This window comes from Rathayibacter sp. AY1F9 (assembly GCF_002932155.1).
GTDB lineage: Bacteria > Actinomycetota > Actinomycetes > Actinomycetales > Microbacteriaceae > Rathayibacter.
On the sequence record NZ_PSVA01000003.1, the window covers coordinates 173,114 to 199,148 of the forward strand.

Sequence of the window (26,035 nt, forward strand, 5' to 3'; positions counted from 1 at the left end):
GTGGCCGCTCGACGACGTCGAGCGCTCAGTGCCAGCCGTACCGCGCCGAGAGCACCCGGGCGACGGCGTCGTACCGAGCACGCTCCAGAGCTGCTCCTTCGCGACGCATCCCGGCGGGGTGCACGCGGAACACGCGCTCCGGGTCGACCCAGCTGGGGCGCCCGTCCGGGTCCCAGCCGCCGGTGCCGACGGCCAGGTAGTCGGAGTGCTCCTTCGAGCTCAGCCGCACGGCGAGCACCGTCCCCGACTTCTCGACCGCGAGCACGAGCACCGGGCGGTCCTTGCCGCGGCCGTCGTCCTCCTCGTACGGCACCCAGGTCCAGACGACCTCGCCCGGGTCCGGGTCGCCGTCGGGCGTGGGCGCGTAGCCCAGGCGGACCCCGCGGAGCCGCGACGGGTCGACCTCGACGGTGCGGCCCACTCCGCTCGCGCCCGGGGTCGGCGCCGTCGTGCTCAGGTACGGGCGCTGCGGGCGGGGCCCGGCGTCCGGCCGCGGGGCGACCGCGCGGCCGAGGAGTCGGAGGAGCAGGGACACGACCGAGCGCGAGGAGGGCACCCCGGAACCCTAGCCCGGATTCTCAGCCGCCCGCCCGCGGGGGCGCGCCCGGCGGTCGCCCGGCCCGGACGCGCCGACGGGGTGCCGGCTCCGGAGAGCCGGCACCCCGTCGGGTGCTGCGGAGGAGGGGGTCAGTCCGCCAGGACGTAGCCCGCCTCGCCGTGGATGGCCGTGTCGATGCCGGCGATCTCGTCCTCGTTCTTCACGCGGAAGCCCATCGTCTTCTGGATGATCCAGCCGATGAGGAGCGTCATGACGAAGGAGTAGGCGAGGACGGTGAAGGCCGCGAGGGCCTGCTTGCCGAGCTGGCTCGCGTCGCCGGTGAGGAACAGGCCCACGCCGGTGCCGAAGAAGCCGATGTAGAGCGTTCCGATGAGGCCGCCGACCAGGTGCACGCCGACCACGTCGAGCGAGTCGTCGTAGCCGAGGCGGTACTTGAGGTCGATCGCCAGGGCGCAGACGGCTCCGGTGATGACGCCCAGGACGATCGCCCAGAACGGCGAGAGGCTGGCGCACGCCGGGGTGATCGCGACGAGGCCCGCGACCGCGCCCGAGGCGGCGCCGATCGAGGTGGGCTTGCCGTCCTTGATCTTCTCGACGACGAGCCAGCCGAGGATCGCGGCGGCCGGAGCGGCGATGGTGTTGAGGAAGGCGACGGCCGCGATGCCGTCGGCGGCGAGCTCGGAGCCGGCGTTGAAGCCGAACCAGCCGAACCACAGCAGTCCGGCGCCCAGGAGCACGAACGGCGGGTTGTGCGGCTGGTGCGCGCCCTTGGTGAAGTTGACGCGCTTGCCGAGCACCAGGGCGAGGGCGAGGGCCGCCGCTCCGGCGTTGATGTGGACGGCGGTGCCGCCCGCGAAGTCGATCGCGCCGACGCCGTAGGCGATCCAGCCGCCGTCGACGACGGTGGCGTCGTCGCCGAGGGTGAAGTTGAAGACCCACGAGGCGACCGGGAAGTAGACGACGGTGGCCCAAACGCCGGCGAAGACCATCCAGGCGCCGAACTTCGCGCGGTCCGCGATGGCGCCGGAGATGAGCGCGACGGTGATGATCGCGAACGTCGCCTGGAACGCGGCGAAGGCCAGCGTCGGGAAGGCCGACGTCTGCTCGCCGAGCGCGTCGTTGTAGATGCCCTGCAGGCCGATCTGGGCGGTGTCGATGCCGAGGACGCCGTCGATGCCGACGAAGGTGTCGGTCCCTGCGGGGCCGGACGGGCCGTTGCCGAACGCGATCGCGTAGCCGTACAGGACCCAGAGGACCCCGATGAGGCCCATGGCTCCGAAGCTGAGCATCATCATGCTGATGACGCTCTTCGCACGCACCAGGCCGCCGTAGAAGAAGGCGAGCCCGGGGGTCATGAGCAGGACCAGCGCGGCTGCGATGAGCAGGAACGCGGTATTGCCTTGATCCATTGTTGAACCTCTCGTGAGTGTGCAGAGAAAAGCCCGGAGCGAGGACGCTGCGTCGGAGCACGGCCTGGAGACACGCGGGTGTCGGGTCACCTCGGGTAGCCGACAGTCTGGTGGCGCGAGGTTTCGTCCCGTGAGGCACCGCGTTTCGCGGAGGTTACGGCCGAGGCCCCTGTGTAAAAAGCGCGTTACGGCGCGCTGGCGGACGGCACGACGACGAGCCCGGGAACGCCGGGATGAGAGCGGATCCGCCCCTAGGAGCGGGGCGCCATCGAGGTGAGCGCGATGAGGCGCGACATCGAGCGCAGGTACTTCTTGCGGTAGCCGCCGCTCAGCATGTCGCCGCCGAAGACCTCGTCGAGGGGCGTCCCGGAGGCGAGGACCGGGATCTGCGCGTCGTAGACCCGGTCGATGAAGGCCACGAGGCGCAAGGCGTCGGTCTGATCGGTCAGAGCGGTGACACCCCGGAGCACGATGGTGTCGACGCCGTCGATCACCTTGATGTAGCGGGAGGGGTGCACGGTGCCCAGGTGGTGCACGGCGTCCGCGAACGGGTCGTCGGTGACGACGAAGCCGGCGGGGGCGGCCGCGACGAGAGCGTCGATCTCCTCGTCGGTGCGCACCACGGCGTGGCCCTCGATGTCGCGGCGCCGGTAGTCGGTGCCGTCGATCCGCATCGTCTCGAAGTGGGCGGCCATCGACTGGATCTCGCGGAGGAAGTCCGCCGCGGCGAAGCGCCCCTCGCCCAGCGCGTTGGGCGGGGTGTTCGAGGTCGCGGCGATGCGGGTCCCGGAGGCGACGAGCTCGCCGAGGAGCCGCGTCATCAGCATCGTGTCGCCCGGGTCGTCCAGTTCGAACTCGTCGATGCACAGGAGCGCCGAGCCCTTGAGGAGAGAGACGGTCGCCGCGTAGCCGAGCGCGCCGACGAGCGCGGTGTACTCGATGAACGTCCCGAAGTAGGTGCGGCCCGGCACCGCGTGCCAGATCGCCGCGAGCAGGTGGGTCTTGCCGACGCCGAAGCCGCCGTCGAGGTACACGCCCGGCTTGACCGCGGGGGCCTTCTTCCGGCCGAAGCCCAGGAAGCCGCCTCCGCCGCCCTTGGATCCGCCGCCGGCGGCGAACGCGCGGAGAGCCTCCACCGCGTCGGCCTGCGAGGGGTACTCCGGGTCGGGACGGTAGCTCTCGAAGGTGGCGCCCTCGAACTGGCGCGGGGGCACCAGCGTCGACGCGATCTCGTGCCCGCTGATCTGGGGCGAGCGGGCGGTCAGGCTGCTCGTCGATCGGACGTCGTCGGGGCTCACTCGCGTCTCGCATCCTGCGCACGGCGGGGGTCCGTGCGCTCAGTGGCGGCGGCCGCACCGGGCACGGAGCCGCCGCGGTTCTGTGTCGAACTCTTACGGCGCCCTCCGTGCGGCGTCGTCCGCGGACGCGTACTGTCGCTGAAGGGCGGGCTCCAGCGTAGCCCGCCGTGGAATCACGCCCGCGCTCCGCGCACCATCCTGGAGGTCCTCCTTGTCCGTCGAAACCGATCCGTCGCCGAAGTTCGCCTCCTACGCGCACCCCGAACGGCTCGTCAGCGCCGACTGGCTCGAGCAGCGCCTCGGCACTCCCGGTCTCGTCGTCGTCGAGTCCGACGAGGACGTCCTGCTCTACGAGACCGGCCACATCCCCGGCTCCGTCAAGATCGACTGGCACACCGACCTCAACGACCCGGTGCAGCGCGACTACATCGACGGCGCCGCGTTCGCCGCGCTCGTCGGCGGCAAGGGCATCGCCCGCGACACCACCGTCGTCGTCTACGGCGACAAGAACAACTGGTGGGCCGCCTACGCGCTCTGGGTCTTCACCCTCTTCGGCCACGAGGACGTCCGTCTGCTCGACGGCGGTCGCGACAAGTGGCTCGCGGAGGGCCGCCCGACGACCACGGACGCCTCCTCCCCGGAGCCCGCCGAGTACCCCGTCGTCGAGCGCAGCGACGCCGAGATCCGCGCCTTCAAGGACGACGTCCTCGCGCACTTCGGCAACCCGCTGATCGACGTCCGCTCCCCGGAGGAGTTCACCGGGCAGCGCACCACGGCGCCGGCCTACCCGGAGGAGGGCGCCCTGCGCGCCGGTCACATCCCCAGCGCGCAGAACGTGCCCTGGGGCAGGGCCGCCGCCGAGGACGGCACCTTCCGCCCCCTCGACGAGCTGAACGGCATCTACCGCGAGGGCGCGGGGCTGAAGGACGGCGACTCCGTCATCGCCTACTGCCGGATCGGCGAGCGCTCCGCCCACACCTGGTTCGTGCTGACCCACCTCCTCGGCTTCGAGGGCGTCCGCAACTACGACGGCTCCTGGACCGAGTGGGGCAGCGCCGTCCGCGTCCCGATCGTGCAGGGCGCCGAGCCCGGCGAGGCCCCCGCGGCCCGCTGACGCGTCACGACGGAGGCCGGGAGCGCCGATCCGCCCGTCGACGGGCCGGATCCGGGCTCCCGGCCTCCGCTGCGACCGCCCGCCGCCCCTCCCCCGATGAGACACTGGACCGGATGACCGACACCACGCTCCCCGACGCTCTGCGCGACATCCGCGAGGAGTTCCTCGCCCTCGAGAAGCCGGAGCGCCTGCAGCTCCTACTCGAGTTCTCGAACGAGCTCCCCGACCTGCCCGAGCGCTACCGCGACCACCCGGACCTCTTCGAGCGCGTGGAGGAGTGCCAGGCGCCCGTCTTCATCGTCGTCGACGTCGAGGGCGGGATCGTGCACCTGCACGCCACGGCTCCCCGCGAGGCGCCCACGACGCGCGGCTTCGCGTCGATCCTGGCGCAGGGCCTGGCCGGGCTCACCCCCGAGCAGGTGCTCGCCGTTCCCGACGACTTCCCGCAGACCATCGGCCTCTCGGAGGCGGTCTCGCCGTTGCGCCTGCGCGGCATGACCGCGCTGCTCGGCCGTACCAAGCGGCAGGTCCGCGCGCACCTGGCCGCATGATCCTCCGGCCGCTCGTCCCCGCCGGTCCGCCGATCGTGATCGGCGAGGAGGGCGCGCGAGCGGCGGTCGCGGACGCCTGGCGTCCCGACGAGGCGGTGCGCGTGCGCCTGAACATGATCGCGAGCGTCACCGGCTCCAGCACCGGCTCCGACGGCACCAGCGAGACGCTGACCAACCGCGTCGACCGCACGATCCTCGGAGTCGTCCGCGAGCAGGCCGACGTCGTCCTCGTCGGAGCCGCGAGCGTCCGCGCCGAGGGCTACCGCGTCCCCCGGCGGGTCCCGCTCGCCGTCGTCTCCGCCTCGGGCGATCTCGCTGGGCACCGCCTGGAGCTGCAGGAGGGCTCCCGGGTCCTGCTGCTGGTGCCGGAGTCGCGCGGCGCGGTGGAGGGGCTCCCCGCCGGCGTCGAGGTCGTCCCGGTCACGTCCTCCTCGGAGCGGATCGGCGTCGACGAGCTCCTGGAGGCTCTCGCCGGGCTCGGCCTGCACCGCGTCGTCTGCGAGGGCGGCGCCTCGCTCTCGGGCCAGTTCCTCGCCTCGGGCCGGGTCGACGAGCTGTGCCTCACCACCTCGCCGCGCGTCGTCCTGCCGGGCCTCCCGGTCGCGACGGGCACGGCCGTCGTCGACGACGCCTACGCCCTGACGCTCCTGGCCGCGGACGATTCCGGGGCCGTCTACGCCCGCTGGAGCCGCACGCGCTGAGAGCCGCCCACCCGGCGTGCCTCCGCGTCCCGGGCGCGTCGGAACCCTAGTCTGCGACCGTGCCCGAATTCCCAGCGTCGTCCCAGCTCCCCGAGGAGTTCAGGGTCGCGACGGAGTCGATTCGCGCCGCTGCCACGCGCGCCGAGCTCACCGTGTCCGAGATCGCCTCGCCGTCGGGTCTCGCGCCCTGGGCCCTCGCCCTGTCGGGCGACGTCGCGCCGCACGCGCACGGACGCGACTCCGAGCTGGGCACGGGGCGCTTCATCCTGCTCTACGACCCCGAGGAGCCCGAGCAGTGGGGCGGCCCCTTCCGTGTCGTCTGCTTCGCCCAGGCCCCGCTCGAGGTCGAGATCGGCACCGATCCGTTCCTCGCCGAGGTCGCCTGGTCCTGGCTCATCGACGCCCTCGGGGCGCGGGGCGCCTCCTATTCCGCCGCGTCCGGCACGGCGACCAAGGTGCTCTCCACCGGCTTCGGCGAGCTGGCCGCTCAGGGGGACGGTGCGCAGATCGAGATCCGCGCCTCCTGGAGCCCGGATGATGCGCAGCTCGCCGCTCACGTGGAAGGGTGGGGGGAGCTGTTGTGCATGCTCGCGGGTCTCCCGCCCGTATCGAGCGACGGTGTGACCCCGCTCGCCTTCCGACGGAACAACCGTGACTGATTACCGTGTCCTCTCCACGCCCGACGAGTTCCTCGCCGCGGTCGACGCCCTCGCCGCCGGCGAGGGCCCCGTCGCCGTCGACGCCGAGCGCGCCTCCGGCTTCACCTACTCGCAGCGCGCGTACCTGATCCAGGTCTACCGGCGCGGTGCCGGCGCGTTCCTCTTCGATCCCCCCGCCATCGGCCGGATGGACGCCCTGCAGGCGGTCATCGGCCAGGAGGAGTGGGTCCTCCACGCCGCCAGCCAGGATCTCGCTTGCCTGCGCGAGGTGGGCCTGGATCCGGTGCGGATCTTCGACACCGAGCTCGCCGCCCGGCTCCTCGGACTGCCCAAGGTGGGCCTCGGCGCCGTCGTCGAGGACCTCCTCGGCATCCACCTGGCCAAGGAGCACTCGGCCGCCGACTGGTCGACCCGCCCCCTCCCCCAGAGCTGGCTCGTCTACGCCGCGAAGGACGTGGAGCTCCTCGTGGACCTCCGCGACCGCATGGAGGAGATGCTCATCGCCGCGCGGAAGACGCGCATCGCCCGCGAGGAGTTCGAGGCGACGCTCGCGCGCGCCCCGAAGGCGGTCCCGCCGGATCCGTGGCGCCGCCTCTCCGGCATGCACTCGCTCCGCGGCCCGCGCCCCCTCGCCGTGGCGCGCGAGCTCTGGCTGGCCCGGGACGCGTTCGCCCGCGAGCGCGACATCGCTCCCGGCCGCCTGATCCCCGACTCCTCGATCATCGCGGTCGCCCGCAACATCCCGACCAGCATCGGCCAGCTCTCGGGCCGCCGCGACTTCACCGGCCGCGCCAGCCGCGGCGAGGTCGAGCGCTGGTGGGCCGCGATCGAGCGCGGGACGACGACCGAGGACCTGCCGAGCCCGACCCGCCCGGCCGCCGACACGCTCCCCCCTCCGCGCGCGTGGGGCGATCGCAACCCGGCCGCCGACGCGCGCCTGAAGGCGGGACGCGCCGTGGTCACCGAGATCGCGGAGCTGCTCTCGCTCCCGGTCGAGAACCTGCTCACGCCGGAGCTGCTGCGCCGGGTGGCCTGGAACCCGCCCGAGCCGCTGACCGCGGAGTCGGTCGCCGCGGAGCTCACCCGCGCCGGCGCCCGCGCCTGGCAGGTCGAGGCCACATCGGGCTCGATCGCCACCGCGTTTGTCGAAGCGGCCCAAGCGCCGGCCGAGGGCACCGAAACCCCTTCGTAGGAAGCGGCAAAGGATTCCGGCTGCGCGGTGCCGGTTCCTACGATCGACGGCGACCGTGAGTTCCTGGGAGGCATTGTGGCCGAGAGATCCGAAGTCGTGTTCGTCGACGGAGTCCGTACTCCGTTCGGGCGTGCCGGCGAGAAGGGCATGTACTGGCAGACCCGAGCCGACGACCTCGTCGTCAAGGCGATGATCGGTCTGCTGGAGCGCAACGGCGCGCTGCCGAAGGAGCGGGTGGACGAGGTGGCGATCGCCGCCACCACCCAGCAGGGCGACCAGGGCCTGACCCTCGGCCGCACGGCAGCGCTGCTCGCAGGGCTGCCGAAGTCGGTGCCCGGCTTCGCCATCGACCGCATGTGCGCCGGAGCGATGACCTCGGTCACCGCGACCGCGGGCGGCATCGCGTTCGGCGCCTACGACGTGGTCCTCGCCGGCGGCGTGGAGCACATGGGCCGGCACCCGATGGGCTTCGGCGCCGACCCCAACCCGCGCTTCCTCTCCGAGCGCCTCGTCGGCGAGGACGCGCTCAACATGGGCCGCACGGCGGAGCGGATCCACGACCGCTTCCCGCACCTGACGAAGGAGCGCGCCGACCACTACGCCCTGCGGAGCCAGCAGAAGCTCGCCGCCGCGTACGCCGCCGGCAGCATCCAGCCGGACCTCGTCCCCGTCGCCACGCGCAGCGCCGCGGGCTGGGGCCTCGCGACCGCCGATGAGGCACCGCGCCCCGAGACGACCCTCGAGGGCCTCGCGGGCCTGCGGACTCCGTTCCGCCCCCATGGCCGGGTGACCGCGGGCAACTCCTCCGGGCTCAACGACGGAGCGACGGTGTCACTCCTGGCCAGCGCCGACGCCGCGCAGGAGCTGGGCCTGTCCGCGAAGATGCGGATGGTGAGCTTCGCGTACGCCGGCGTCGAGCCCGAGATCATGGGCATCGGCCCGGTCCCCTCGACCGAGAAGGCGCTCCGCAAGGCGGGCCTGGGCATCGAGGACATCGGGCTCTTCGAGCTCAACGAGGCGTTCGCCGTGCAGGTGCTCTCCTTCCTCGACCATTTCGGCCTCGACGACGACGACCCGCGCGTCAACGAGTACGGCGGAGCGATCGCGATCGGCCACCCGCTCGCCTCCTCCGGGGTCCGGCTGATGATCCAGCTGGCCCGGCAGTTCGAGTCGCACCCCGAGGTCCGCTACGGCGTGACGGCCCTCTGCGTCGGCCTCGGCCAGGGCGGCACGGTGATCTGGGAGAACCCGCACTACGACGGCAAGCGCGGACGACGGAAGGGACGCTGACCCATGCTCGACGGATTCGAGAACCTCGTGGACCTCGCCGAGGGCGAGGTCGTCACCCACTCCTACGTCCGCGACGTGCCGCTGCCCAGCGGCCGCACGCTCGCCCTGATCACGCTCGACAACGACCGCGACCACACCCGCCCCAACACCTTCGGGCCGGCGTCGCTCTTCGAGCTGGCGGACGTCCTCCTGGCGCAGAAGGAGCGCGCCTCGCGCGGCGAGATCCAGGCGGTCGGCATCACCGGCAAGCCGTTCATCCTCGCCGCGGGAGCCGACCTCAGCAAGGTCGGGGCCATCCCGAGCCGTGAGCTCGGCCGCCAGCTGGCGCGCCTGGGTCACCGCACGCTGGGGATGCTGGCCGAGCTGGGCGTGCCGTCCTTCGCCTTCATCAACGGCCTCGCCCTGGGCGGCGGCACCGAGATCGGCCTGAACGCCGACTACCGCACCGTCGACTCCTCCATCCCCGCGCTCGGGCTCCCCGAGGTCTTCCTCGGCATCATCCCCGGCTGGGGCGGCGCGTGGCTCCTGCCGAACCTGATCGGCATCGAGAACGCCCTCAAGGTCGTCGTCGAGAACCCGCTGAAGAACAACCGCACGCTCAAGGGCCAGGAGGTGTTCGACCTCGGCATCGCGGACGCGATCTTCCCGCCCGCCGCCTTCCTCGAGGACTCGCTCCGCTGGGCCGACGGCGTGATCGGCGGCTCCGTGAAGGTGGAGCGGCCGAACGCGCCCGGCAAGCTGGAGCGGCTGGTCAAGTGGGACGTCGCGATCTCGATCGCGCGCAAGCAGCTGGAGTCGCGGATCGGCACGGTCGCGGCGTCTCCGTACCGCGCGCTGGAGCTGCTCAAGGCCGCGAAGAACACCACGCGCGAGGAGGGCTTCGCCGCCGAGGACGAGGCGCTGGCCGACCTGATATCGGGCGACCAGTTCCGTGCGAGCATCTACGCGTTCGATCTGGTGCAGAAGCGCGCCAAGCGTCCCGCGGGAGCGCCCGACAGGGCGCTGGCCAAGCCCGTCACCAAGGTCGGGGTCGTCGGCGCGGGCCTCATGGCCTCGCAGTTCGCGCTGCTCTTCCTCCGCCGCCTCCAGGTGCCGGTGGTCATCACCGACCTCGACCAGGAGCGGGTCGACAAGGGCGTCGCGGGCATCCGCGCCGAGATCGACGCGCTGCTGGCGAAGGGACGCGTCTCCCCCGACGACGCGAACCGCCTCCGCGCGCTGATCACCGGCACGACCGACCGCTCCGACTTCGCCGACGCCGACTGGGTGATCGAGGCGGTCTTCGAGGAGCTGTCGGTGAAGCAGGAGGTGTTCGCCGACATCGAGCGCTACGTCTCGCCCACGGCGGTGCTCGCGACCAACACCTCGTCCCTCTCCGTCGAGCGCATCGGCGAGCGGCTGGAGCACCCGGAGCGCCTCGTCGGCTTCCACTTCTTCAACCCGGTCGCGGTCATGCCGCTGATCGAGGTGGTCCGGACACCGCACACCGACGACGAGACCCTCTCGACGGCGATGGTCACCGCCGCGAAGCTCAAGAAGAACGCCGTCATCACACGCGACACCCCGGGCTTCGTGGTGAACCGCGTGCTGGCGAAGGTCCTGGGCGAGGCGATGCACGCGGTCGACACGGGCAGTCCCTTCGAGGTCGTCGAGCAGTCGCTGGCTCCGTTCGGCCTGCCGATGACCCCGTTCGAGCTGCTCGAGCTGGTGGGCCTCAAGGTCGGCGCGCACGTGCTCGACACCCATCACGCCGCGTTCCCCGACCGCTTCTTCGACAGCCCCAACCTGCACCGCCTCGCCGAGCTCGGCCACGTCTTCGAGCGCGACGCGAAGGGGCGGGTGAAGGGCGTCGACAAGCGCGCTGTCGCGATCGTCTCCGGCGGCACGGAGCCGATGACGGCCGAGCAGCTGCGGCTGCGCGTCGAGACGGGTCTCGCGGACGAGGTCAAGCGGATGCTGGACGACGACGTCGTGCACGCCGCGGAGGACATCGACCTCTGCCTGATCCTGGGCGCGGGCTACCCGTTCCAGATGGGCGGGCTCACGCCCTACCTCGACCGGGTCGGCGCGAGCGAGCGGGCGTTCGGGGACACGTTCCACCACCCCGCGATCCGCGGCGTCGACTGACGCGGAGTGCCGTGACGCGGAAGGGGCGCCGGATCGGATCCGGCGCCCCTTCCGCGCGTCGCCTGAGGGACGGGTCCCGACGGCCGATCAGTCGCTGCGGGCGTCGTCCCGGGCCTCGACCTCGTCCGGGAGCGGACGGGCGACCGGGATCTTGCTGCCCAGCACCTGCGCGACGACGTCGCGAGCGATGTGCTGGGGAGTGAGTCCGACGTCCTCGAGGATCTCCTCGCGCTTGGCGTGGTCGAGGAACTGGTCGGGCAGCCCGAGCTCGGTCACCGCGGTGTCCACGCCGGCCTCGCGCAGGTCCTGGCGGATGCGCGTGCCGATCCCGCCGACGCGCACCCCGTCCTCGATCGAGACGACGATGCGGTGCTCGCGGGCGAGCTCGATGATGCTGGTGGGCACGGGCACGACCCAGCGGGGGTCGACGACAGTGGCTCCGATGCCCTGGGCCGCGAGCCGCTGAGCGACCTCGAGACCCATCGCGGCCATCGGCCCGACCGTGACCAGCAGCACGTCCTTGCGCTCGGCGCGGGCGAGCACGTCGACCCCGTCGCCGAGACGCTCGACGGCGTCGATCTCGTCGCCGACGCTCCCCTTCGAGAAGCGCACCACGGTCGGCGCGTCGGTGACGCCCACGGCCTCGCGCAGCTCCTCGCGCAGGCGCACGGAGTCGCGCGGAGCGGCGAGGCGGATGTTCGGGACGACCTGCAGGATCGCCAGATCCCACATGCCGTGGTGGCTCGGACCGTCGGGTCCGGTGACTCCGGCGCGGTCCAGCACGAAGGTGACGCCCGCTCGGTGCAGTGCGACGTCCATCAGCACCTGGTCGAAGGCGCGGTTCACGAAGGTGGCGTACAGCGCGACGACCGGATGCAGCCCGCCGAAGGCGAGACCGGCGGCCGAGGTCACGGCGTGCTGCTCCGCGATGCCGACGTCGAAGACGCGCTCCGGGTACTTCTCCGCGAGGCGGTCGAGACCGACGGGCCGGAGCATGGCGGCCGTGATGCCGACGATCGTCGGGTCCTCGTCGGCCAGCGTGACGATCTCCTCGGCGAACACCGAGGTCCACGAGCGGGCCCCGGCCGCGCTCAGCGGCTCGCCCGTCTCGGGGTCGATCTGCCCGACGGCGTGGAACTGGTCGGCGAGGTCGTGCACGGCCGGACCGAAGCCCTTGCCCTTCTGGGTGATCGCGTGGACGATGACCGGCTGGCCGTAGTCCTTCGCCTGCTGGAGAGCCTCCTCCATCGCCGTCAGGTCGTGTCCGTCGATCGGCCCCAGGTACTTGATGTCGAGGTTGGAGTAGAGCGCCTCGTTGTTGATGAAGCGGCTGAGGAAGCCGTGGAGCCCGCCGCGCACGCCGCGGTAGACGGCGGCGGCGGGGCCGCCCAGCCGCTCCGAGACGGCCCGGGAGCCGCGGTGCATCGTGCGGTAGGTCGGCCGCGTGCGGACGCCGTTGAGGAAGCGGGCCATGCCGCCGATGGTCGGGGCGTAGGAGCGCCCGTTGTCGTTGACCACGATGACCAGCCCGCGGGAGTTGTCGTCGCTGATGTTGTTCAGCGCCTCCCAGGTCATGCCGCCGGTGAGGGCGCCGTCGCCCACGACCGCGACGACGTGGCGGTCGGTCTGACCGGTCATCGTGAAGGCGCGGGAGATGCCGTCCGCCCAGGACAGCGAGCTGGAGGCGTGCGAGCTCTCGACGATGTCGTGCGGCGACTCCCTCCGCTGCGGGTAGCCGGCGAGGCCGCCGCGCTGCCGGAGCTTCGAGAAGTCCTGGCGACCGGTGAGCAGCTTGTGGACGTAGGACTGGTGGCCGGTGTCGAACACGATCGCGTCGTGCGGCGAGTCGAAGACCCGGTGGATCGCGATGGTCGTCTCGACGACGCCGAGATTCGGCCCCAGGTGGCCGCCGGTCTTCGAGACCTCGCGCACGAGGAAGTCGCGGATCTCCTGCGCCAGCGTCTCGAGCTCGGCCGCGGTCAGGCGATCGAGATCGCGAGGACCGCCGATGGTCTCGAGAACAGCCATGCGCGCCGCCTTCCGGGGTCGTGAGCGAGGTGGGGACGTCTCCCGAGTCTACGCACGGGGCCCCCGGGAACGCGTGTGCGCCTCCCCCGCAGGGAAGGCGCACACGCTCTGCGGCTGATCTAGACGAGCGAGCGCAGCACGTACTGCAGGATGCCGCCGTTGCGGTAGTAGTCCGCCTCACCGGGGGTGTCGATGCGGACGACCGCGTCGAACTCGACGGTCTGCTTGCCCTCGGCCGAGTGCTCGGTCGGCTCGGCGACGACGTGGACCGTCTTGGGGGTGACGCCCTCGTTCAGCTCCTCGATGCCCGAGATGCTGATCGACTCGGTGCCGTCCAGGCCCAGCGACTCCCAGCTCTCGCCCGCGGGGAACTGCAGCGGGACGACGCCCATGCCGATGAGGTTCGAGCGGTGGATCCGCTCGAAGCTCTCGACGATGACCGCCTTGACGCCCAGCAGGCTCGTGCCCTTGGCCGCCCAGTCGCGCGACGAGCCGGAGCCGTACTCCTTGCCGCCCAGGATGACGAGCGGGGTTCCCTCGGCCTGGTAGTTCTGCGACGCGTCGTAGATGAACGACTGCGGGGCGTCCGGCTGAGTGAAGTCGCGGGTGTAGCCGCCCTCCACGCCGTCGAGCAGCTGGTTGCGCAGGCGGATGTTCGCGAACGTGCCGCGGATCATCACCTCGTGGTTGCCGCGGCGCGAGCCGTAGGAGTTGTAGTCCTTGCGGTCGATGCCGTGCTCGTCGAGGTAGCGGCCGGCGGGGCTGTCGGCCTTGATCGAGCCGGCGGGGCTGATGTGGTCGGTCGTGACGGAGTCGCCGAGCTTGGCGAGCACGCGGGCACCGGCGATGTCGGTGACCGGGGTCGTCTCCATCGTCATGCCGTCGAAGTACGGGGGCTTCCGCACGTAGGTCGACGACTCGTCCCACTCGAAGATCGAGCCCTCGGGGGTCTGCAGCGCGCGCCAGCGCTCGTCACCGTCGAACACGCCCGCGTACTGCGTGTCGAACATCGACTTGTCGATCGACGAGTCGATCGTCGCCTGCACCTCGGCCGCGTCGGGCCAGATGTCCTTGAGGAACACGTCGTTGCCGTCGGAGTCGGTGCCGAGCGCGTCGACCTCGAAGTCGAAGTTCATCGAGCCGGCGAGCGCGTAGGCGATGACGAGCGGGGGGCTCGCCAGGTAGTTCATCTTCACGTCCGGGTTGATGCGGCCCTCGAAGTTGCGGTTGCCCGAGAGCACGGCGGTCACGGCGAGGTCGTTGTCCTGCACCGCGGCCGAGATCTCCTCGAGCAGCGGGCCGGAGTTGCCGATGCAGGTCGTGCAGCCGTAGCCGACCGTGTAGAAGCCGAGCGCCTCGAGCGACTCGGTCAGGCCGGCCTTCTCGTAGTAGTCGGTGACGACCTTCGATCCGGGCGCCAGCGTGGTCTTGACCCACGGCTTGGCCTTCAGGCCCTTCTGCGCCGCGTTGCGGGCCAGCAGGCCGGCCGCGAGCATGACGGACGGGTTCGACGTGTTGGTGCACGAGGTGATCGCCGCGATCGCGACGGCGCCGTGATCGATCGTGAAGGTCCCGCCCTCGCCGAGCTCGACCGTGGTCGGCTTGGAGGCGGTCGACGGCGCGTGCGAGCGGTGGGTGTGCTCGTGGCTGCTGTGCTCGTCCTGCGGCTGCAGCTCTCCGGGGTCGGAGGCGGGGAACGACTCCGCGATGGTCAGGTCGACGATGTCGTGCGAGACGTCCGCGTAGTTGGTGAGATCCGACTCGAACTGCGTCTTGGCGGACGAGAGCTCGATCCGGTCCTGCGGGCGCTTCGGGCCGGCGATCGAGGGGACGACGGTGCCGAGGTCGAGCTCGAGGTACTCGCTGAAGACCGGCTCGACCGCGGGGTCGTGCCAGAGCTTCTGCAGCTTGGAGTACTGCTCGACGAGGGCGATCTGCTCGTCGCTGCGGCCGGTGAGGCGCAGATAGTCGAGGGTCACGTCGTCGATGGGGAACATCGCGGCGGTGGAGCCGAACTCGGGGCTCATGTTGCCGATGGTGGCGCGGTTCGCGAGCGGCACCGCGGCGACGCCTGCCCCGTAGAACTCGACGAACTTGCCGACCACGCCGTGCTTGCGCAGCATCTGCGTGATGGTGAGCACGACGTCCGTCGCGGTCACGCCGGTCGGGATCGAGCCGGTGAGCTTGAAGCCGACGACCTTCGGGATGAGCATCGAGACGGGCTGGCCGAGCATCGCGGCCTCGGCCTCGATGCCGCCGACGCCCCAGCCGAGCACGCCGAGGCCGTTGACCATCGTCGTGTGCGAGTCGGTGCCGACGCAGGTGTCGGGGTAGGCGCGCAGCGCACCGCCCACCTCGCGGGTCATGGTGACGCGGGCCAGGTACTCGATGTTGACCTGGTGCACGATGCCGGTTCCGGGCGGGACGACCTTGAAGTCGTCGAAGGCGGTCTGGCCCCAGCGGAGGAACTGGTACCGCTCGCCGTTGCGCTCGTACTCGAGCTCGACGTTGCGCTCGAGCGCGTCCTCGGTGCCGAAGAGGTCGGCGATGACGGAGTGGTCGATCACCATCTCGGCGGGCGCGAGCGGGTTGATCCGGTTCGCGTCGCCGCCCAGGGCAGCGACGGCCTCGCGCATCGTGGCGAGGTCGACGATGCAGGGCACGCCGGTGAAGTCCTGCATGACCACGCGGGCCGGCGTGAACTGGATCTCGGTGTCGGGCTCCGACTCCGGGACCCACTCGCCGAGGGCGCGGATGTGGTCGGCGGTGATGTTCGCGCCGTCCTCCGTGCGGAGGAGGTTCTCGAGCAGCACCTTGAGGCTGAACGGGAGCTTCTCGTGACCGGGGACCCGGTCGATGCGGAACACCTCGTAGTCGGTCGAGCCTACCTTCAGGGTGTCTTTCGATCCAAAGCTGTCTACCGCGGACACGTCGCCCTCTCCTTCGCTGACTGCAGCGTCCGCCGACGGGCGGAGCCGCTCTCCGTCCTCATCTTGACGACCGCGCACAGCGGCCTGCCACCAAGGAGGACCTAACTCCTCGACGCCGAGGCGCCCGGTCGACCTCGCCGCGACGGTGCGGGGAGGCGAGCGCTATTTATCTCGACGTCGAGACAATTCTATGCACGATCCGGAGCATCGCCCGCATCGGCGCGCTCGTCGGCTCCGCGGTACTCGGCCCGGACGGCGAGCACGGTGAGCACCAGCAGCGGCGCGTACAGGGGCAGGCCCAGCGCCAGCTTCCAGATGCCCAGCGCCGTGGTGTCCTCGGCGAGGAACAGCGGGTACTGCACGGCCAGGCGCAGGAGGAAGAGCCCCGCCCACGCGAGGGTCAGGGCGCCGAAGAGGCGGCGCTTGCGCCGATCGGATCGCCAGGCGGTGCCGTCCCCCATCAGGAAGCCGGCGGCGACGCCGATCAGGGGCCAGCGCACGAGGACGGAGAGGAGGAAGACGAGCCCGTAGACGAGGTTGGTGAGCAGCCCCAGGGCGAAGTTGTCGACGCCCCGCCCGGTGAACAGCGCCAGTGCGGCCGAGACCACCACGGCGAGCAGCCCGCCGACGGCCTGAATCACCGGCGTCCGGCCGAGCACCCGCGCCACCGTGAACGCCACGGCGAGCCCGACGGATGCGACCAGCGAGAGCACCAGCTCCGAGGTGACCGTGTAGAGCAGGACGAAGGCGATGCCGGGCACGACGGCCTCGAGGATCCCCCGGACGCCGCCCATGGTGCGCAGCAGCGCCTTCCCGTCGAACGGCTCGCCGTCGGCGACCGCGCCGAGTCCCGAGCGGCGGGCGGCCTGCGCGATCGCGTCACCCACCTCGGGCCGGACCGGCTCCTCCGATCGGGCCGGGTCCTCGGGCCGCACCGGCTCCATGCCGGTCAGCTCGCGCTCTGCTGGGTCTGGCTGCCGGTCGGCACCTTCAGCGGGATCAGGTCGCGCGGAGGCATCGGGCCGCTGCCGCGGACCACGACGATGCTGCGGAAGAGCTCCTCGACCGAGGCGGCCGCCTGCTCGTCGACGGCTCCGGCTCCGGCGATCACGCCGCGGAGGAACCAGCGCGGACCGTCGACGCCGACGAACCGGGCGACGCGGGTCTGGCCGCCGGCGATCGGGAGCTCGGCGACGAGCTCCGGACCGAAGACGCCGTCGCGCTCCGTCGTCGATCCGCCCTGACGGCCGATCTGCTCGGCGATCTGGCCGCGGATCTCGTGCCAGAGGCCCGAGGAGCGCGGCGCGGAGAAGGGCTGCACCTGCAGCGTCGACCCTGCGTAGTCGAGGCCGACGGCGATGACGCGCTTGGTCCCCTCCTCGACCTCGAGGCGGATGTGCATGCCCTCGCGGGGAAGCACCTTCACCCCGCCGAGGTCGATGTAGGGGCGGACCGGGTTGGCCTCGCGCTCGTCCAGGGGCCCGGCCTCCGCGCGATCCTCCGGCGCCGACTTCTCGAAGTCCTGCTGGACGGGCTCGGCGGCCTCGCCGGCCGTGGGCTGGATGTCGCTCATGCGCTCTCCTCGTGGATTCTGGTCTCCTGGGCGCCGGCGGCGTACCCGGTGGATCCGAAGCCGCCCGTGCCGCGGACCGACTCGGGAAGCTCGTCGACGGTCGTGAACCTCGCCTGGACGACGGGGACGATCACGAGCTGCGCGATCCGGTCCCCCGCCGAGACGCGGTACGTCTCGCGGCTGTCGGTGTTCAGCAGCGCCACCCGGATCTCGCCGCGGTAGCCCGCGTCGATCGTTCCGGGGGCGTTGACGACGGTGATGCCGTGCCTGAAGGCCAGCCCGCTGCGGGGGACGACGAAGCCGGCGTGGCCCTCCGGGAGGGCGACGGCCACCCCTGTGCCGACGGAGGCGCGCTCACCGGGGGCGAGCACCACGTCCTCCGTCGAGTGGAGATCGGCTCCCGCGTCGCCCGGACGGGCGTAGGAGGGGAGCCGGTCCGCGGTGATCGGGACGTCGACGGTTGCAGGCACGTGACGAGGGTAGACCAAACGTCTGATCCAATAGGGTCATGCCGTCCTACCGAGAGAGGCTGTGGCCCGCGCCCTGGCTCTTCGTCGCCACCGCCCTCGTGATCCCCGCCAGCATCCTGGTGTTCGCGCCCATCGACCTCGCGGTGGGGGTGATCGTCGCGGTCGTGCTGTACGCGGGCTGCGTGCTGTCGCTGCTGGCCCTCTCCCCCGTGATCGAGGTGGCGGAGGGTGAGCTGCGCGCCGGCCGCGCGCACATCCCGCTGGACCTCGTGGGCGAGCCGTCTTCCTACTCGGGGGACCAGGCGTTCGCCGAGCGCGGGACGCGCCTGGACGCGCGGGCGTACCTGGTCATCCGCGGCTGGGTGAAGGAGGTGGTGCGGGTCCCGATCGAGGATCCGGCCGACCCGACGCCGTACTGGCTGGTCTCCACCCGCCGCCCGGACGACATCGTCGCCGCGATCCGGGGATCACGGCGACGGAGCGGTCGTCCTTCGGAGCCGGGAGGCGCTTAAGCGGCGCACTCCAGGCAGATCGGTCCGAGCTTCTCCTCGTGGTCGATCTGCGAGCGGTGCTTCACGAGGAAGCAGCTCACGCACGTGAACTCGTCCGCCTGGGGCGGAAGGACCACGACGTCCAGATCGAGGTCGGACAGATCGGCACCGGGCAGTTCGAATCCGCCCGGGTTGTCGGCGTCATCGACGTCGACGACTCCGGACATCTTGTCGGGGACTCGCTCCTTCAGGGCCTCGATCGACTCGGAGTCGTCATCGGTCTTGCGGGGGGCGTCGTAGTCCGTAGCCATTCCCATCCACTTCTTATTTCTGCTGTTCAACAAATCGGCGGGGTCAGTGTGCATCACGACGCATCGATTCGCAAACCACCTCGAACGGCTCTTGACACCCGCTCGCCCCGCCTCCTTCCGCACCAACTTTCGACCCGCCCGGGGTATTCCCGGCCGATCGCCCGGGCGCGTGGCATCCTTGCCCGGTCCGCGTCCAGAAGGAGGGTCCCCACGATGATGGAACTGAAGGTGATCGGCGTCGAGGGCGGATCGCTCGTCCTCGTGTCCGAGGGCGGCGAGCGCTTCTCGGTCCGCATCGACGAGACGCTGCAGAGCCAGCTGCGGCCGCGGGTCCACACCCTCCCGCCGCGCGAGAAGCGCGTCTCCCCCCGCGAGATCCAGGCCCACATCCGCTCCGGGCTCTCCGCCGAGGAGGTCGCCGAGCTCACGGGCGCCGACCTGGGCTACGTCCAGCGCTTCGAGGGACCCGTCACGGCCGAGCGCGAGCACATCGTCGCGTCCGCTCTCGCCGTGCGCGTCTACACGACCACCGACCCCGATCCCCTCGAGGAGGGCACGCCCTTCGGCGACGTCATCCGCGACCGCCTCGCGTCGCTCGGCGCCGAGGGTGAGCAGTGGTCGAGCTGGAAGGAGGAGGAGGGCTGGGTCGTCAAGCTCCTCTTCCGCTCGGACGAGATCGACCACGACGCCCGCTGGCGCTTCGACCCGCGGAAGGCGCTGCTGTCGCCGCTGACCTCCGAGGCGATCACGCTCTCGCAGCAGGGCGAGATCCGGCCGACCCTCATCCCGCGCCTGCGCGCCGTCATCCCCGCCGCCGTCGACGAGCTCGCCACGCGCTTCGACCCCGAATCCGCGGAGGCGCCGACCCGCTCCGCCCGGGCCGACCACCCCACGGCAGGCCGCCCCGCCGCGATGCCGCACGCCCGACCGGCCGCCGTCCGCCCCTCCGACACGGAACCGCAGCCGGCCCTCTCCGAGACCCCGCGCCCGATCTCGACGCTCCCCCGCCCCGTCACCAGCACGACGGAGCAGCGCGAGCGCAACCTCAACGACACCGCCGACCTGCTCGACGCCCTGCGTCGCCGCCGGGGCGAGCGCGATCACGCCTCGAGCCTCCGCGTCCGCGAGGAGCCGGAGCCCGAGGCCGAGGCCGCTCCTCCCGTCGAGAAGGCACCGGAGCCGCCGCGCACCGCTCCCCCGGTCCCCGAGCAGCCGTCGGGCGTGCGCGGGAGCCTCCGCCGGGGGCGGGCGTCGATGCCGAGCTGGGACGAGATCGTCTTCGGAGCGCGCAGCGACGACTGACCCTCCGCCGGCGCGGCTCCGCCGGGGCGGACGGTGCCCCCCGTCCCTCCGGCCCGGCTCAGGCCAGCGCGCCGAAGCGGAGGAGCGGCACCTGCGTCTCCTCCGGCGTGAGCGACCCGTGCTGCCCGATCATCGAGCGGCCGGAGGAGTCGTCCGCCGCGTAGTAGGCGATGGTCCTCCGTGCCGCGACGAACACGTCGCCCATCCGCTCGGCCGCCGCCGGAGAGACCTCGCCGAACCAGCCGCTCACGGCGACCTCGTCGCGCGTCGCGATCCAGGCGCGTGCGCCCTCCGCCTCGATCCAGCGCCGCGCCACCTCGTCGGGGTCCACACCCGGCTCGAGGTGCAGCTGCAGGCAGCGGGGCTCTCCGCCGAGGTGCCGGACGCCCTCGAGCAGCGGTCCCCGCTCGACGAGCACGTGCGAGGACGCCGGAACGTCCACGATGCCGTGGTCGGCGGTGACCAGCACGCTCTCCCGGGCGGAGAGCCCGCGGACCGCTCCGCCGACCTCCCCGTCCAGGAGCTCGAGCGCTGCCGTCCACTCCGGCGACTCCCAGCCGCGCGCGTGCGCCGCCTGGTCGAGCTCGGGGACGTAGAGGTACACGAGCTGCCGGCCGCCCTCGTCGAGCAGGGCGCGCGCCGCCGTGAAGCGCTCGGCGACGCCGCCGGCGGAGTGGTACTCGGCGCCGCGCAGGATCGCCCGCGTGAGACCGGAGCGGGCGTACCGCGCGGGGCCGATCACTCCGGCCCGGACACCGGCGGCCAAGGCCTGCTCGAAGACCGTGGGGTGGGGCTGCCACGTCTCGGGCACCATGCCCTCGTCCCAGCCGGAGAGCTGGTTGACCAGGCGGTCGGAGGCGCGGTCGAGCACGCGGTAGCCGACCATCCCGTGCCCGCCCGGGCGCAGGCCCGTCGTCAGGCTCGCCAGGGCCGCCGCGGTGGTCGTCGGGAAGCCCGAGACGAGCGTGGTGCCGCGGTTGAGGGCCGGAGCGAGCGTGCGCGAGTGGCCCCCGCGCTGGCGGAGGTTCGCGGCACCCAGGCCGTCGACGAGGACGACCACGATCCGCTCGACGCGGGGCGAGCCGAAGAGGCCGGGGCGGCCCAGGAGCGCGTCGAGGGCGCCCGGCAGGACGTCGGCGAGGCTCCGCCGCCCGTCGGGGGCTGGCGGTAGCATGTGGGTCATCGCGCCCAGTTTCGCACAGCGCCGCCGTCCCCGCCGGGCCGGTGCGGCGGAGCGTCCGCGTGAACGGGAGGGCCGGTCCCGTCCGCGAGGCGCCGTCTCCGCTCCGCCCGTCCCGTCGAGCGCCGCAGGGCGGTGCATTCCCCCGCCGCCGCCCCGCGCCCGCCACCGAATCGAGTCATGAACGCTGCAGCCCCCTCCTCCGGATCCTCGCTCACCGAGCGCATCGAGGACGTCGACGTCTCGGCCGAGATGGAGGGGTCCTTCCTCGAGTACGCGTACTCGGTCATCTACTCGCGGGCCCTGCCCGACGCCCGCGACGGCCTCAAGCCGGTGCAGCGCCGGATCCTCTACATGATGAGCGAGATGGGGCTGCGGCCCGATCACGGCCACGTGAAGTCGGCCCGCGTGGTCGGCGAGGTGATGGGCAAGCTGCACCCGCACGGCGACGCCTCGATCTACGACTCCCTCGTCCGCCTCGCCCAGCCGTTCACGATGAGGGTCGCCCTCGTCGACGGGCACGGCAACTTCGGCTCCCTCGACGACGGCCCGGCCGCGGCCCGCTACACCGAGGCCCGCCTCGCCCCGGCCGCCACGGCCATGACCGAGCACCTCGGCGAGGACGTCGTCGACTTCGTCCCGAACTACGACAACTCGCACGACCAGCCCGAGGTCCTCCCCTCCGCGTTCCCGAACCTGCTGGTCAACGGGGCCAGCGGCATCGCCGTCGGCATGGCGACGAACATGGCGCCCCACAACCTCGTGGAGGTGATCGGGGCGGCCCGGCACCTGATCGCCCATCCCGACGCGTCCCTGGACGACCTGATGTCGTTCGTCCCCGGACCGGACTTCCCGAGCGGTGGCACGATCGTCGGCCTCGCCGGCGTGCGCGACGCCTACGCGACCGGCCGGGGCGGCTTCAAGACCCGCGCCCGCGTCTCGGTCGAGAGCATCACCGCGCGCAAGTCCGGCCTGGTCGTCACCGAGCTGCCCTACCTCGTCGGCGCCGAGAAGGTCATCGACAAGATCAAGGACGGCGTCCAGAACAAGAAGCTCAGCGGCATCTCGGACGTCACCGACCTGACGGACCGGGACAACGGCCTCCGGCTCGTCATCGGGATCAAGACCGGCTTCAGCCCCGAGGCCGTCCTCGAGCAGCTCTACCGCTACACGCCCCTCGAGGACGCGTTCTCGATCAACAACGTCGCGCTGGTCGACGGCGGCCCGCGCACCCTCGGCTTGAAGGAGCTGCTGCAGGTCTACATCGGCCACCGGGTGCAGGTCGTCACCCGGCGGACCCGCTACCGACTGCGCAAGCGCCAGGAGCGGCTGCACCTGGTCGAGGGCCTCCTCATCGCGATCCTCGACATCGACGAGGTCATCCAGCTGATCCGCGGGAGCGACGACACCGCGGCGGCGCGGGCCCGGCTGATCGAGGTCTTCGATCTCAGCACCCTGCAGGCCGACTACATCCTCGAGCTCCAGCTCCGCCGCCTCACGAAGTTCTCGCGCATCGAGCTCGAGACCGAGCGCGACACCCTCCTCGCCGAGATCGCCGAGCTCGAGGCCCTCCTCGCCAGCCGCTCACGGATCGACGAGCTGGTCTCGGACGAGCTCGACGAGGTCGCCCAGCGCCTCGGGACCCCGCGGCGCACCCTGCTCACCGAGGCGCGCCCCTCCGTCGCCACCACCGGGCGGAAGTCCGCCGCGGTGCTCGAGATCGCGGACGTGCCCTGCCGGGTGCTGCTGAGCACCACCGGCCGCATGGTGCGGGTCGACCGCGACCCCGAGGCCGCTCCCCACCCCGAGCGCGCCACGCGCCGCTCGAAGCACGACGCCGTCCTCAGCGTGCTCGACACGACCAGCCGGACGGAGATCGGCGCGGTCACCAGCGCCGGTCGGCTCCTCCGCTTCTCGCCGGTCGACGTGCCCGCCGTCCCCTCCTCCTCGGTGCAGCTGGGCGCGGGCGTGCGCATGAGCGACTACCTCCCGCACCTGGCGAAGGACGAGCGGGTGCTCGCGCTCGTCGCCCTCGACGACGAGCGGCCGATCGCGCTCGGCACCCAGCAGGGCGTCGTCAAGCGCGTCGCGCCGGGCGAGCTGCCCAACCGCCCGGACATCGAGCTCATCGCCCTGAAGCCGAAGGACGCCGTCGTGGGCGCGGCCGCGTCGGCGGAGGAGGACGAGCTGGTCTTCGTCACCGGCGAGGCCCAGCTGCTGCGCTTCCCCGCGTCCGCCGTCCGCCCTCAGGGCCGGACCGCCGCGGGGATGGCGGGGGTCAAGCTGGCCGAGACCGACGACGTCGTGCACTTCGCCGTCGTCGCCGCCGAGGACCGGGACGAGGCCGTCGTCGCGACGGTCGCCGTCGACAGCTGGGCCCTCTCGGGGACCGACACCGGCAGTGCGAAGGTCTCGCCGTTCTCGGAGTTCCCCGCCAAGGGCAGGGCCACCGGCGGAGTCCGTGCGCAGCGCTTCCTCAAGGGTGAGACCGCCCTCGGAGTGGCGTGGGTCGGCCCCGGTCCCGCGCACGCGCTCGAGGCCGACGGCTCGGTCGCCGCGCTGCCCGACTCCGGGATGAAGCGCGACGGCTCCGGCGTGGCGCTCGCGGCGCCGATCGCGACGATCGGAGCGGCGCCGGAGGTGTTCTGAGCCCCGCGGCTCAGACGTCGATGCGGTCCCGCGACAGCGACTCGGACCCGCGGACGATGAACTCCTTGCGGGGTGCCACGTCGTTGCCCATCAGCAGCTCGAACACCCGGCCGGCGTTCTCCGCGTCGGCGACCCGCACCCGGCGGAGGGTGCGGCGGGAGCGGTCCATGGTCGTCGTGGCCAGCTGGTCCGCGTCCATCTCGCCGAGCCCCTTGTAGCGCTGGATCGGGTCCTGGTAACGGCGGCCCGCCTTGCCGAGGGCCGCGAGCACGCTCTGCAGCTCCTTCTCGGAGTAGGTGTAGATCGTCTCGTTCGGCTTCTTCCCCGCGTTCATCACCACGAGCCGATGCAGCGGAGGCACGGCGGCGAAGACGCGCCCCGCCTCGACGAGCGGCCGCATGTAGCGGAAGAAGAGCGTGAGCAGCAGGGTGCGGATGTGGGCGCCGTCGACGTCGGCGTCGCTCATCAGGATGATCTTCCCGTAGCGGGCGGCCGAGAGGTCGAAGGAGCGGCCGGAGCCGGCTCCGATCACCTGGATCATCGAGGCGCACTCGGCGTTCGAGAGCATGTCGGCGATGCTCGCCTTCTGCGTGTTGAGGATCTTCCCCCGGATCGGCAGCAGGGCCTGGTACTCGCTGTTGCGGGCGAGCTTGGCGGTGCCGAGGGCGGAGTCGCCCTCGACGATGAAGAGCTCGCTGTTCTCGACGTCGCTGCTGCGGCAGTCGACCAGCTTCGCCGGAAGGGAGGAGGACTCCAGCGCGTTCTTGCGGCGCTGCGTCTCCTTGTGCGCGCGGGCCGAGATCCGCGACTTCATCTCGGCGACGACCTTCTCGAGGAGCTGGGAGGTCTGCGCCTTGTCCTCGCGGCGCGTCGAGGAGAACACCGCGCCCAGCGTCGAGGCGATGGTGGAGGCGACGATCGCGCGGACGGCGGGCGTGCCCAGTACCTCCTTCGTCTGGCCTTCGAACTGCGGCTCAGGGAGCCGCACGGTCAGCACGGCGCTGAGCCCGGCGAGGACGTCGTCCTTCTCGAGCTTGTCCGAGCCGACCTTGAGGCGGCGGGCGTTCGCCTCCACCTGGGAGCGGAGCAGCTTCAGCAGGCCCTGCTCGAAGCCGGTCTGGTGCGTCCCGCCCTTGGGCGTCGAGATGATGTTCACGAAGCTGCGCATCACCGTCTCGTAGCCGGTGCCCCAGCGCAGGGCGATGTCGACCTCGCAGGTGCGCTCCACCTCGGTGGGCACCATGGCGCCGCCGGGGGTCAGCACCGGCACGGTCTCGGTGAAGGTGCCGGAGCCGGTGAGGCGCAGCACCTCGGTCACGGGGGCGTCGGGGGCGAGGAACTCGACGAACTCCGAGATGCCGCCGTCGTACCGGAACATCTCCGCGCGGCGCTCGTCCGCTCGGTCGTCGACGATGTCGATCGTCAGGCCGGGGACGAGGAACGCGGTCTGCCGGGCGCGCGTCACCAGGTCGTCCGTCTGGAACGAGGCGCCCTTCGTGAAGATCTGGCGGTCGGCCCAGTAGCGCACGCGCGTACCGGTGACGCCCTTGGCGACCTTCCCGACGACCGTCAGCTCCGACCCGTTCTCGAACGGCGTGAACGGAGCGTCGGGGGTGGGCTCGACCGCGTCGGCGAAGCGCCCGGGCTCCCCCCGGTGGAACGACATCCGGTAGGTGCGGCCGTTGCGGTCGACCTCGACGTCCAGGCGCTCCGAGAGCGCGTTGACCACGGAGGCGCCGACGCCGTGCAGACCGCCGGACGCCGCGTAGGACCCGGAGCCGAACTTGCCGCCCGCGTGCAGCTTCGTGAACACGACCTCGACTCCGGAGAGCCCCGTCTTCGGCTCGATGTCGACCGGGATCCCGCGCGCGCGGTCGCGCACCTCGACGCTGCCGTCGGCGTGCAGGAGCACGCTGATCTCGGTCCCGTGCCCGGCCAGCGCCTCGTCGACGGAGTTGTCGATGACCTCCCAGAGGCAGTGCATGAGGCCGCGCGAGTCGGTCGATCCGATGTACATGCCGGGCCGCTTCCGGACCGCCTCGAGACCCTCGAGGACGGAGAGGTGGCGGGCGTTGTAGTCGGTGGAGGCCATCCGCCCAGTCTACTTTCGAGAACCGCTCCGGCCCCGGTGGCGCGGCACCCGACGACAGCACGATGGCCGCTCGGCGCGGGGCCCCTACGCGCAGAGCGAAATGCCGACC

21 protein-coding genes are annotated in these 26,035 nt (G+C 71.9%); 10 read left to right on the plus strand and 11 right to left on the minus strand.

What is annotated here, in order from left to right; all coding sequences use genetic code 11:
* Window positions 1-25 precede the first annotated feature (25 nt).
* The 3 genes from C5C37_RS03900 to zapE form a co-directional block, all read right to left on the minus strand.
* Window positions 26-556 carry a type II toxin-antitoxin system PemK/MazF family toxin gene (locus C5C37_RS03900; RefSeq protein WP_167299028.1) on the minus strand — a complete coding sequence of 177 codons (531 nt, stop codon included), beginning with the start codon at window positions 554-556 and terminating at the stop codon, window positions 26-28.
* Between the two features lie 131 nt (window positions 557-687).
* Window positions 688-1,968 carry an ammonium transporter gene (locus C5C37_RS03905; protein ID WP_104225239.1) on the minus strand — a complete coding sequence of 427 codons (1,281 nt, stop codon included), beginning with the start codon at window positions 1,966-1,968 and terminating at the stop codon, window positions 688-690.
* A gap of 251 nt (window positions 1,969-2,219) precedes the next feature.
* Window positions 2,220-3,266 (minus strand): cell division protein ZapE, encoded by a 1,047-nt coding sequence (zapE, locus tag C5C37_RS03910; RefSeq protein ID WP_104248036.1) that lies wholly within the window; start codon window positions 3,264-3,266, stop codon window positions 2,220-2,222.
* A gap of 211 nt (window positions 3,267-3,477) precedes the next feature.
* On the opposite strand from zapE, the gene C5C37_RS03915 reads away from it, so the two are divergent.
* From C5C37_RS03915 to C5C37_RS03945, 7 genes are all read left to right on the plus strand, one after another.
* Window positions 3,478-4,380 (plus strand): sulfurtransferase, encoded by a 903-nt coding sequence (locus tag C5C37_RS03915; RefSeq protein WP_104232576.1) that lies wholly within the window; start codon window positions 3,478-3,480, stop codon window positions 4,378-4,380.
* Window positions 4,381-4,493: 113 nt separating this feature from the next.
* Window positions 4,494-4,931 (plus strand): SufE family protein, encoded by a 438-nt coding sequence (locus C5C37_RS03920; RefSeq protein WP_104222086.1) that lies wholly within the window; start codon window positions 4,494-4,496, stop codon window positions 4,929-4,931.
* The gene (locus tag C5C37_RS03925; protein ID WP_104337292.1) at window positions 4,928-5,632 is read left to right on the plus strand and encodes a dihydrofolate reductase family protein; all 705 of its coding nucleotides are present in this window, start codon (window positions 4,928-4,930) and stop codon (window positions 5,630-5,632) included. Before C5C37_RS03920 ends, C5C37_RS03925 begins: the two co-directional genes overlap by 4 nt.
* 59 nt (window positions 5,633-5,691) lie before the next feature.
* Entirely contained in the window at window positions 5,692-6,291 is a 600-nt protein-coding gene (locus tag C5C37_RS03930; RefSeq protein WP_104222090.1) for a DUF3000 domain-containing protein, read from the plus strand.
* Entirely contained in the window at window positions 6,284-7,483 is a 1,200-nt protein-coding gene (locus C5C37_RS03935; protein ID WP_104222092.1) for a ribonuclease D, read from the plus strand. Before C5C37_RS03930 ends, C5C37_RS03935 begins: the two co-directional genes overlap by 8 nt.
* A 75-nt stretch (window positions 7,484-7,558) precedes the next feature.
* Window positions 7,559-8,773, plus strand: coding sequence for a thiolase family protein (locus C5C37_RS03940; RefSeq protein ID WP_104250321.1), 1,215 nt, complete (start codon window positions 7,559-7,561; stop codon window positions 8,771-8,773).
* Between the two features lie 3 nt (window positions 8,774-8,776).
* Window positions 8,777-10,900 (plus strand): 3-hydroxyacyl-CoA dehydrogenase NAD-binding domain-containing protein, encoded by a 2,124-nt coding sequence (locus C5C37_RS03945; RefSeq protein WP_104297810.1) that lies wholly within the window; start codon window positions 8,777-8,779, stop codon window positions 10,898-10,900.
* 87 nt (window positions 10,901-10,987) lie between these two features.
* Here C5C37_RS03945 and dxs read toward each other — a convergent pair whose 3' ends face one another.
* The 5 genes from dxs to dut all read right to left on the minus strand — a co-directional run bounded on the left by dxs (window position 10,988) and on the right by dut (window position 17,901).
* Window positions 10,988-12,928, minus strand: a complete 1,941-nt coding sequence (gene dxs, locus C5C37_RS03950; RefSeq protein WP_104222098.1) for a 1-deoxy-D-xylulose-5-phosphate synthase — start codon at window positions 12,926-12,928, stop codon at window positions 10,988-10,990.
* Window positions 12,929-13,047: 119 nt separating this feature from the next.
* Window positions 13,048-15,858, minus strand: a complete 2,811-nt coding sequence (gene acnA / locus C5C37_RS03955) for an aconitate hydratase AcnA (RefSeq protein ID WP_104324741.1) — start codon at window positions 15,856-15,858, stop codon at window positions 13,048-13,050.
* 188 nt (window positions 15,859-16,046) lie between these two features.
* Window positions 16,047-16,802: a DUF3159 domain-containing protein gene (locus C5C37_RS03960; RefSeq protein ID WP_104225233.1), complete on the minus strand. Its 756-nt coding sequence runs from the start codon at window positions 16,800-16,802 to the stop codon at window positions 16,047-16,049.
* Between the two features lie 5 nt (window positions 16,803-16,807).
* Window positions 16,808-17,431 carry a DUF3710 domain-containing protein gene (locus C5C37_RS03965; RefSeq protein WP_104248032.1) on the minus strand — a complete coding sequence of 208 codons (624 nt, stop codon included), beginning with the start codon at window positions 17,429-17,431 and terminating at the stop codon, window positions 16,808-16,810.
* Window positions 17,428-17,901, minus strand: a complete 474-nt coding sequence (dut, locus tag C5C37_RS03970) for a dUTP diphosphatase (RefSeq protein WP_104319836.1) — start codon at window positions 17,899-17,901, stop codon at window positions 17,428-17,430. Before dut ends, C5C37_RS03965 begins: the two co-directional genes overlap by 4 nt.
* A gap of 38 nt (window positions 17,902-17,939) precedes the next feature.
* Here dut and C5C37_RS03975 point away from each other — a divergent pair, with 38 nt between their 5' ends.
* A complete protein-coding gene (locus C5C37_RS03975) occupies window positions 17,940-18,413 on the plus strand; it encodes a DUF3093 domain-containing protein (protein WP_104232568.1) in 474 nt (157 codons plus the stop codon).
* On the opposite strand, the gene C5C37_RS03980 is transcribed toward C5C37_RS03975, so the two are convergent.
* Window positions 18,410-18,703, minus strand: a complete 294-nt coding sequence (locus C5C37_RS03980; protein WP_055792269.1) for a DUF4193 domain-containing protein — start codon at window positions 18,701-18,703, stop codon at window positions 18,410-18,412. The genes C5C37_RS03975 and C5C37_RS03980 overlap by 4 nt on opposite strands.
* A gap of 213 nt (window positions 18,704-18,916) precedes the next feature.
* On the opposite strand from C5C37_RS03980, the gene sepH reads away from it, so the two are divergent.
* Window positions 18,917-20,005 (plus strand): septation protein SepH, encoded by a 1,089-nt coding sequence (gene sepH / locus C5C37_RS03985; protein WP_104222108.1) that lies wholly within the window; start codon window positions 18,917-18,919, stop codon window positions 20,003-20,005.
* A 58-nt stretch (window positions 20,006-20,063) separates the two neighbouring features.
* On the opposite strand, the gene C5C37_RS03990 is transcribed toward sepH, so the two are convergent.
* Window positions 20,064-21,188: an alkaline phosphatase family protein gene (locus C5C37_RS03990; RefSeq protein ID WP_258074033.1), complete on the minus strand. Its 1,125-nt coding sequence runs from the start codon at window positions 21,186-21,188 to the stop codon at window positions 20,064-20,066.
* A gap of 177 nt (window positions 21,189-21,365) precedes the next feature.
* On the opposite strand from C5C37_RS03990, the gene C5C37_RS03995 reads away from it, so the two are divergent.
* Window positions 21,366-23,834 (plus strand): DNA topoisomerase (ATP-hydrolyzing) subunit A, encoded by a 2,469-nt coding sequence (locus C5C37_RS03995; RefSeq protein WP_104338497.1) that lies wholly within the window; start codon window positions 21,366-21,368, stop codon window positions 23,832-23,834.
* Window positions 23,835-23,844: 10 nt separating this feature from the next.
* Here the strand turns inward: C5C37_RS03995 and C5C37_RS04000 are convergent, their stop codons facing one another.
* A complete protein-coding gene (locus C5C37_RS04000; protein WP_104338498.1) occupies window positions 23,845-25,926 on the minus strand; it encodes a type IIA DNA topoisomerase subunit B in 2,082 nt (693 codons plus the stop codon).
* Between the last annotated feature and the right edge of the window lie 109 nt (window positions 25,927-26,035).